The organism is Microvirga sp. P5_D2 (assembly GCF_054049475.1).
In genome coordinates this window covers 1-8629 of the sequence record NZ_JBFUMH010000190.1, presented here as the reverse complement: position 1 = coordinate 8629, position 8629 = coordinate 1, and the positions used below count along the sequence as shown (strand labels likewise).

Below are 8629 nucleotides of genomic sequence, written 5' to 3'. Positions count from 1 at the left end.
AGGTGGACCTGCACCGCATCTCGATCCTGGCGCTCGCCGAGCAGTACATCTCCTTCATCGAAGAGGCGCGCCGCATGCGCCTGGAGCTTGCGGCCGATTACCTCGTCATGGCGGCCTGGCTCGCCTACCTGAAATCCCGCCTCCTGCTGCCGGAGCCTCCGAAGGGCGAGGAGCCGAGCGCCGAGGAGCTGGCGACCGCGCTTGCCTTGCGCCTGCGCCGCCTGGAGGCGATCCGCGAAGTCGCCAAGAAACTCGGCGAGCGCTCGATTCTGGGCCGGGATATTTTCGCCAGGGGCGCGCCGGAGCCGGTGATCGTCAACCGCGATGCCCGTTACGAGGCCACCCTCTATGACCTGCTCAAGGCCTATGCCCAGCAGCGTCAGGTGCAGTTCAACAGCCGCGTTTCCCTGCACAAGCGCAATGTCTGGTCGCTGATCGATGCCCGCGACGCCCTGGAGCGGCTTGTCGGGCACTTGAGCGATTGGGTAACGCTGGATACTTACCTTGTGGAATACATGGTCGAGCCCTCTATGAGGTCGACCGTCATGGCCTCCGCCTTGTCCGCGACCCTGGAAATGGTGCGCGAGGGCAAGCTCACCATGAGGCAGGATGAAGCTTTCGCTCCGGTCTGGGTCAAGCCCGCCGCGGACCCAGCTGAGACAGGAGCTTAAAGGATGATGGACGAAACCACTGATATCGCGGAAGCCGAGGCTTCCGTCGAAACCTATGTGCCCGATCACGGCGAGGCGATGCGCGTCGCCGAGGCGCTCCTGTTCGCCTCCGCCGAGCCGCTGGGCGCCGACGAGCTGGCCGGACGTCTGCCGGAAGGCGCGGATATCGGGAAGATCCTCACCGATCTCGAAGAGCTTTATGCCCTGCGCGGTGTCAATCTTGTCCGCGTTGCAGGTAAATGGGCCTTCCGCACCGCGAGCGATCTTTCGTTCGTGCTGGCCCGTGACGTGGTGGAGCAGCGCAAGCTCTCCCGCGCGGCCATGGAGACCCTGTCGATCATCGCCTATCACCAGCCCGTGACGCGTGCCGAGATCGAAGAGATCCGAGGTGTGGCGACCTCCAAGGGCACGCTCGATCTCCTGCTCGAAACGGGCTGGATCCGCCTTCGCGGGCGCCGCAAGGTGCCGGGCCGCCCCGTTACCTACGGCACGGCGCCGGCATTCCTGGAGCATTTCGGCCTCGACGCCATCGAGGACCTGCCGGGCCTCGAAGAGCTGAAAGGCGCGGGCTTCATCGAGGGCCGCGTTCCCTCGGATCTCACGGTTCCGGTGCCCTCCGATGCCGATGCGCTACGTGAGGATGAGGACCCGCTCGATCAGGACGACCTGTTCCAAGAGCCTCTCGACATGCACAAGACCGAGGCAGGTGAGGCGGGCGAGGAATGAGCGGCAGCCCCGGGGCTCGTGACCGCTTCCGTCTGCCCCGCTGGGGCTTGCGTGGCACGGCGGGTGCGTCGATCCCGGCTCAGCTGAGCTTCGAGAATATCGTCCAGACCTACAATGCCGCCGAAGCCCTCAAAGGCGTGTCGCTGACGGTCGAGCCGGGCGAACTCGTGTGCCTTCTGGGCCATTCCGGCTGCGGCAAGACCACTCTCCTACGGATTGCTGCAGGAATCGAGGTACCGACTGCGGGCCGCGTGCTTATGGACGGGCTGGAGGTCAGCGGATCGGCGGCCTTCGTAGAGCCGGAACGGCGGGGCATCGGCCTGATGTTTCAGGATTATGCCCTGTTCCCGCATCTCTCGATTCTCCAGAACATCAAGTTCGGCCTGAAGGACCTTTCCACCTCCGAGGCCGATGTGGCGGCTCGCCGGGCGCTCTCCCGCGTCGGGCTCGAGCATTACGCCAACGAATATCCACACACATTGTCGGGCGGCGAGCAGCAGCGCGTGGCGCTTGCCCGCTCCATCGCCCCGCGACCCGGTGTCCTGCTCATGGACGAACCGTTCTCGAACCTCGACCGCCGTATGCGCGATGCAATCCGGGACGAGACTGTCGCAATCTTGAGAGAAACGGGCGCTACGACCATCGTCGTGACGCACGACCCGGAGGAAGCGATGCGGATCGCGGACCGGATCGTGCTCATGCGCGCCGGCACCATCATCCAGCAAGGCGAGGCGGAGGAGATCTACCGGAATCCGGTCAGCCTTTTTGCGGCCCGTTTCTTCTGTGATTTCAATGAGATCGAAGGCATCGTGCGCAACGGTCAGGTGAGCTGCCCGGTCGGTGTCTTCCCGGCGCCCGGGCTTGCGGACGGTCCGGCCGTGGTCTGCGTGCGGCCGCAGGGGCTCAAGCTGAAACCGCCGGGCTTCTGCCTGCCGGGACGTGTGGTGTCTCGTCGCTTCCTTGGGGAAGTCGACTTGGTCCATATCGACGTTCAGGGCGTGGACCGGCCTTTGCAGGCGCGGGTTCACGATCACGTTGGATTGAAGGAAGGACAGGATATCGGGATCGAGGTTGATCCAAAGGATGTCCTTGTTTTCGCCGCGTCCGACGCATAGGTTGGCCGCAAGTTTACATTTCAAAGCCGCGCCTTTTCGAGGCGCAGGAGGATTGCCATGGGTGGCGCAAGTATTTGGCATTGGATCGTCGTCGGTCTGATCGTTGTCCTGTTGTTCGGACGCGGCAAGATCTCCGACATGATGGGCGATGTCGCCAAAGGCATCAAAGCCTTCAAGAAGGGTATGTCCGAGGACGAGACGACGGCGGCAAAGCCCGCTCAGCCGGCCGAGCCGGTGCGGACCATCGATCATCAGGCTGGCACTCCCACGAATGCCGCCACGACGGACCACAAGGTCGGTTGAGTTTTTGTCGACAGCCCTTTTCGGCTGTCATGCGTAAAGGCAGGGTCGGGGCCACGCCATGTTGGACATGAGCTGGGGTGAGGTCATGGTGATCGGCGCGGTGGCGCTGATCGTAATTGGCCCGAAGGACCTGCCGCGTGCCTTGCGCACGATCGGACAGGTGACGGGAAAGCTGCGCCGTATGGCGTTGGAGTTCCAGGGTCAGTTCAACGAGGCCATGCGCGAGGCCGATCTCGACGACGTCAAGAAGCAGATCCAGGGCGTGAACGACTCCGTCACGTCCATGAACGGCAAGACCTTCAATCCGATCCAGACCATTCGCGACGAGCTGAAGACCTCCGTCGAGGCCCCGGTCCCGGCGGACAAGCTTGAGCCTACGGGCGACGCTTCGATCCAGGCCATCGTGGAGGGCAGGGTGCCCGCGCCCGTCGAGCCGCTGGTCGATCTTCCGCCCCCGCCGATGAACGATCCGGCGGCGGAGATTCAGGAATCCCTTCGCCGCGAAGCCGAGATCGAGATCCAAAAAAGGGCTGCGGCGCAGGCTGTGCAGGACATCCCTGCCGCACAGGACGTTCCTGCGAACGACCAGGCCGCTACAGCCAATTCTCAAGAAAAATCGGACGCGAAAGCCGGATGACCATGGCCGTTGAAGACGATGAGGTCGAGGCTTCGCGCGCGCCTCTGATCGAGCATCTGACCGAGTTGCGCTCGCGCCTGATCAGGGCGCTGATCGCGTTCGTCCTGATGTTCTTCATTTGCTTCGCCGGCGCGAAGTACATCTACAACATCCTCGTCTGGCCTTACGTTTTCGCGGTCGGCTCGCCCGAGAAGGCGCATCTCGTCTATACGCACGGCCTCGAATATCTCTTCACGCAGATCCAGGTGGCCGCGTTCGGCGCGGGCTTTCTCGCGTTTCCCGTGATCGCGATGCAGGTCTACAAGTTCGTGGCGCCGGGCCTCTATAAGAACGAGCGTCGGGCATTCGTGCCTTATCTCGTCGCGACGCCGGTACTTTTCGCAATCGGTGCCGCCTGCGTGTACTTCCTCGCCATGCCGCTGCTCATGCGCTTTTCGGTTGGCATGCAGCAGCTCGCAACCGAGAACGCGCCGGCAATCGAGTTCCTGCCCAAGGTCAGCGAGTACCTATCGCTGATCATGACCCTGATCTTCGCCTTCGGCATCTGCTTCCAGCTTCCAGTGGTCCTAACCCTGCTGGCCCGGGCCGGAATCATCGATTCGGATTTCCTGAAGAGCAAGCGGCGCTACGCCATCGTGGTCGTCTTCGTGCTCGCGGCGGTGCTGACCCCGCCGGACGTGATCAGCCAGTTCGCCCTTGCGGTCCCCACCTTGCTTCTTTACGAGGCGTCCATCTTCTCCGTCCGCATGGTCGAGAGAAAGCGTGCGGAAGCCGAGGCTGCGCGCGAGGCGGAAGGATAGGGCTCTCAAAGAGCCTCTGGAACGCCGTTTATCCTTGGCGTGAACAAAGGAGCGGTCTGTGTTAAGGGCAGGGCGCTTCATTTCAGCAGACCCGAGTCAGTCCCATGCACGACATCCGTTCCATCCGCGAAAACCCCGCGGCTTTCGACAAAGGCCTCCTGAACCGGGGCATGGAGCCCCTGTCCGCGCGGCTGATCGCCCTCGACGATGCCCGCAAAAGCGCGATCTCCGCGTTGCAGGCCGCCACCGAGCGCCGCAACGCCATGTCCAAGGAGATCGGGCAGGCCAAGGCGAAGAAGGACGAGGCGCGCGCGCAAGAACTGATGGCCGAGGTCGCGAGCATCAAGGAAACGATGCCCGCACTCGAGGAGACCGAGCGTTTCGCCGAGGCGGCCTTGTTCGATGCGCTGACCTCCATTCCCAACATCCCGAAGGACGATGTGCCTGTCGGCGGTGACGAGCACGGCAACGTGGAGCGCCATCGCTTCGGCACGCCGCCGACGATCAATAGCGCCAAGCAGCATTTCGAGATCGGCGAGGCACTAGGTCTCATGGACTTTGAGACCGCCGCCAAGTTGTCGGGTTCGCGCTTCGTGGTTCTGAAAGGCGGGCTTGCCCGCATGGAGCGTGCGCTCGGCCAGTTCATGATCGACCTGCACACAACTGAGCATGGCTACACGGAGGTGAACCCGCCGCTTCTGGTGCGCGACGAGGCCATGTTCGGCACCGCGCAGCTGCCGAAATTCGAGGACGATCAATTCTGGTCCTTTCCCGGCAATTCTCTTGAGCAGGTCGTGAGTGCTGCCCTCGAAGGACAGCCGCGCGAAGCCATCGCCAAGATGATCAAGGACACCCGCTACGGCATGATCCCAACGGCGGAAGTCACGCTCACCAATCTCGTGCGCGAGCAGATCCTCTCCGAGGAGGAACTGCCTCTGCGCTTCACCGCGCTCACCCCGAGCTTCCGCGCCGAGGCAGGCTCCGCCGGTCGCGATACGCGCGGCATGATCCGCCAGCATCAGTTCGTGAAATGCGAGCTGGTGTCGATCACGACGCCGGAAACCTCCGCCGATGAGCATGAGCGCATGCTTAACTGCGCGGAAAACGTGCTCAAGAAACTGGAGCTTCCGTTCCGCACCATGACGCTCTGCACCGGCGACATGGGCTTCTCCTCGACCAAGACCTACGACATCGAGGTGTGGCTGCCGGGGCAGGGGATGTATCGCGAGATTTCGAGCTGCTCGGTCTGCTCCGATTTCCAGGCTCGCCGCATGAATGCGCGCTATCGTACGCCGTCCGAGAAGTCGCCGCGCTTCGTGCATACGCTGAACGGTTCGGGCCTCGCGGTCGGCCGCACGCTCGTTGCGGTTCTGGAGAACTATCAGAACGAGGACGGCAGCGTCTCGGTCCCGGCCGTGTTGCAGCCGTACATGGGTGGCGTCACCCGCATCGAGCGTCAGGTTTGACATGCGCATTCTCTGCACCAACGACGACGGCATTCATGCTCCAGGGTTGAAGACCCTGGAGGCGATTGCCTGCGCACTCTCGGATGATGTGTGGGTCGTCGCGCCCGAGACGGATCAGAGCGGCGTCGCGCATTCGCTCTCGCTCAACGATCCGCTGCGCCTTCGCGAAATATCCGGCCGGCATTTCGCCGTGAAGGGAACGCCCACCGATTGCGTGATCATGGGCGTCCGAGAATTGATGCGCGAGCATAAGCCCGATCTCATCCTCTCCGGCGTCAATCGCGGGCAGAACGCGGCTGAGGATGTCACTTATTCCGGCACAGTTGCCGGCGCCATCGAGGGCACGCTGCTCGGCATTCCGTCCATCGCGCTTTCGCAGGCCTACGGGCCGGGAAGCCGCAATGCGCTGAAGTGGCAATGCGCCGAGCATCACGGGCCCAAGATCATCGCTAAGATTCTCGATGCGGGCATTGACAAGGGTATTCTCGTCAACGTCAACTTCCCCGATTGCGAACCGGGCGAGGTCGAAGGTACGGCGGTGGTCAATCAGGGACAGCGCACGCAGGATCTGCTGCGTCTCGATGCGCGTCAGGACGGGCGCGGCAACCCTTATTACTGGATCGCCTTCGAGCGTGGTCCCTTCACGCCCGGCAACGGCACGGATCTCTGGGCGCTCGCGAACCGGCGTATCTCGGTCACGCCTTTGCGCATCGACATGACCGACGAGCCAACGCTTACGCGCTACGCGCAGGCTTTCGCTTGATCATGGTGACAGCGCGATGAGCCAGGGGCCTTATTCATCGGATGCGGAGATGCGCAGCGAGGAAGAGGCCATCGGCGTTGCGTCCTTCATCCTGTCTTTACGCGCGAAAGGCATCCGCGATACCGCGCTCTTGAGAGCGATGGAGCTTGTGCCGCGCGATCTCTTCGCGCCGCGCCGCTTCCGCGATCTCGCGCGTACCGATGTCGCCCTGCCGCTCCCTTGCGGACAGACTATGACCGGCCCGCAAACGGTCGCCGCCATGCTGCTGGCTTTGCGCGTCGCCCCCGGCCAGCGCATCCTCGAAGTCGGCACCGGCACCGGCTACGTAACCGCGTTAATGGCGCGGCTCGGCGCGGAGGTGACAACGGTCGAACGCTTCAACACATTGGCGGCCAGCGCGACACAGCATCTCGAGATTGTCGAGGCGGGTAAGGTGCGCGTGGAAATCGGCGACGGGCTCGCAACGCGCGTACGCGAGCGGTTCGACCGCATTCTCCTGAACGGTGCGCGGCCTGAAATTCCAGACCACCTGACATCGCTCCTCGGTCCGGGCGGGCGCCTCGTGGGGGCGATTACGCAGGAGGATGGGCCGCATCTCCTCCAGATCGAACGGCTCGCGGATGGCGAGCTGAACCAATACATCGGCGTGCCCTTGCGTATCTCGCCGCTCGTCACCGGCATCGCGGCGACTCTCTAGAGCCGCTTCCACTTGGGTGGAATCATCTCTCGTCTTTGCTGGGCCGCATATTTTGGCGGCGAACCGGATCCACTTCGCCGAAAAATGCTTTGCCCGAGTCGGGCAAAAATATTTCGTCACAGTTACGACAAAATTCGCCTCGTCAACCGTTGCTTAACCTGAACAGGCTTTTAATAGCCCCATCGAGTTGCGTGCGGTTGGGGTTTTAAGTCATGCGTTTGCGTGTGGGTTCCGGACATTGGGTTGCTGTGTCGCGGATCGCTTTGGTGAGTTTGATCGGGAGTGCTGCGGCAGCCTGCAGCGGAGATAGCATGAGGTTCTCAGAGAACCCGTTCTCCAATCCCTTCGCCAACAGCGAGCGCGTGGCGCCCGGTACGCCGACTGCGTCTCAAGCAACTCCGTCTTATGCGGCGGCTCCGATGYCGACCTCTTCCGTGCAGGCCCAGGCGCTTCCCCCGATTCAGGCTCAGCCCCTGTCCCAGCCGAGCCGCATGGCCTCCGCACCTGCCTCCGCTCCCATGATGCAGCAGCCGCGCCCGATGCCGGCGGCACAGCAGGCCTCGCAGCCGAAGGTTCGCTTCGTCGACCAAACCAAGGTCGCCGTCAACGAGCAGCCGGTCGCTGTCCAGCCCGCCCCGCGTACTCGCCCCGGCATGGCTACTCCGATGCAGGCACAGACTCCCGCTCCGCTGAAGCCCGCTCCGGCGCAGCAGGTTGCTTCCGCTGCTCCTGAGCCGCTGGTGTCTGCGCCGCGTCCTCTTGAGCCGCAGCAGCCCCAGAAGGTCGCCGCGCTCCCCGAAGCTCAGCCCCTGAAACCCGCACCTGTCGCTCCGGCGCCGGCTCCTCAGCCGGAAGCCAAGGCTCCGGTGGCCGAGCCCGAGCAGACCGCAAGTGTTTCCGTCGGTGATTTCCGCTGGCCGGCCCGTGGCCGCGTGATCGCAGGCTTCGGCGCCAATGGCGGCAACGAGGGCATCAACATCGCTGTGCCAGAAGGCACCCCTGTGAAGTCGGCTGAAGCCGGCACAGTGACCTACGCCGGCAGCGAGGTGAAGGGCTACGGCAACCTCGTGCTCGTCCGCCACGAGAACGGCTTCGTCTCGGCCTACGCCCATAACGGCTCGCTCAGCGTGAAGCGCGGCGAGCAGGTGAAGCGCGGGCAGGTCATCGCCACCTCTGGCCAGACCGGCAATGTGACCTCGCCGCAGCTGCACTTCGAGATCCGCAAGGGCGCGACCCCGGTCGACCCGATGAAGCATCTCGCCGACTGATCACAGCTTAAGGATTAGATCGGCTTTCGAAATTCGATGGTCGATCAAGTAAGGGGACGGTGGGCTCAGCCACCGTCCTTTTGCTTTTCTAGGTGTCGGAAGATTTAGAGGGACCAACGGCTTCCCGTCATGGCCGGGACGAGCCCGGCCATCCCGATCCGAAAAGCGCCGTGCTCTTCCAAA

General features: G+C 63.4%; 10 protein-coding genes. All 10 read left to right on the top strand.

Annotated features, from left to right (window positions below; all coding sequences use genetic code 11):
* On the top strand, positions 1 to 671 hold a 671-nt coding region (locus tag ACXJKO_RS27275), incomplete at its 5' end, for a segregation and condensation protein A (RefSeq protein ID WP_457094183.1).
* A gap of 6 nt (positions 672 to 677) precedes the next feature.
* Positions 678 to 1397 carry an SMC-Scp complex subunit ScpB gene (scpB, locus tag ACXJKO_RS27270; RefSeq protein ID WP_457094182.1) on the top strand — a complete coding sequence of 240 codons (720 nt, stop codon included), beginning with the start codon at positions 678 to 680 and terminating at the stop codon, positions 1395 to 1397.
* Entirely contained in the window at positions 1394 to 2512 is a 1119-nt protein-coding gene (locus ACXJKO_RS27265) for an ABC transporter ATP-binding protein (RefSeq protein WP_457094181.1), read from the top strand. The genes scpB and ACXJKO_RS27265 overlap by 4 nt, the downstream gene beginning before the upstream one ends.
* A gap of 57 nt (positions 2513 to 2569) precedes the next feature.
* The gene (locus tag ACXJKO_RS27260; protein ID WP_457094180.1) at positions 2570 to 2815 is read left to right on the top strand and encodes a twin-arginine translocase TatA/TatE family subunit; all 246 of its coding nucleotides are present in this window, start codon (positions 2570 to 2572) and stop codon (positions 2813 to 2815) included.
* 58 nt (positions 2816 to 2873) lie between these two features.
* Positions 2874 to 3452 (top strand): Sec-independent protein translocase protein TatB, encoded by a 579-nt coding sequence (gene tatB, locus ACXJKO_RS27255; protein WP_457094179.1) that lies wholly within the window; start codon positions 2874 to 2876, stop codon positions 3450 to 3452.
* Positions 3449 to 4252 (top strand): twin-arginine translocase subunit TatC, encoded by an 804-nt coding sequence (tatC, locus tag ACXJKO_RS27250; protein ID WP_457094178.1) that lies wholly within the window; start codon positions 3449 to 3451, stop codon positions 4250 to 4252. Before tatB ends, tatC begins: the two co-directional genes overlap by 4 nt.
* Before the next feature lie 104 nt (positions 4253 to 4356).
* Positions 4357 to 5718 (top strand): serine--tRNA ligase, encoded by a 1362-nt coding sequence (gene serS / locus ACXJKO_RS27245; RefSeq protein WP_457094177.1) that lies wholly within the window; start codon positions 4357 to 4359, stop codon positions 5716 to 5718.
* 1 nt (position 5719) lies between these two features.
* Positions 5720 to 6481: a 5'/3'-nucleotidase SurE gene (gene surE, locus ACXJKO_RS27240; protein ID WP_457094176.1), complete on the top strand. Its 762-nt coding sequence runs from the start codon at positions 5720 to 5722 to the stop codon at positions 6479 to 6481.
* A gap of 16 nt (positions 6482 to 6497) precedes the next feature.
* Entirely contained in the window at positions 6498 to 7178 is a 681-nt protein-coding gene (locus tag ACXJKO_RS27235; protein WP_457094175.1) for a protein-L-isoaspartate O-methyltransferase family protein, read from the top strand.
* A 311-nt stretch (positions 7179 to 7489) separates the two neighbouring features.
* Complete coding sequence (locus tag ACXJKO_RS27230; RefSeq protein WP_457094174.1) at positions 7490 to 8446, top strand: peptidoglycan DD-metalloendopeptidase family protein; 957 nt, start codon at positions 7490 to 7492, stop codon at positions 8444 to 8446.
* Positions 8447 to 8629 lie beyond the last annotated feature (183 nt).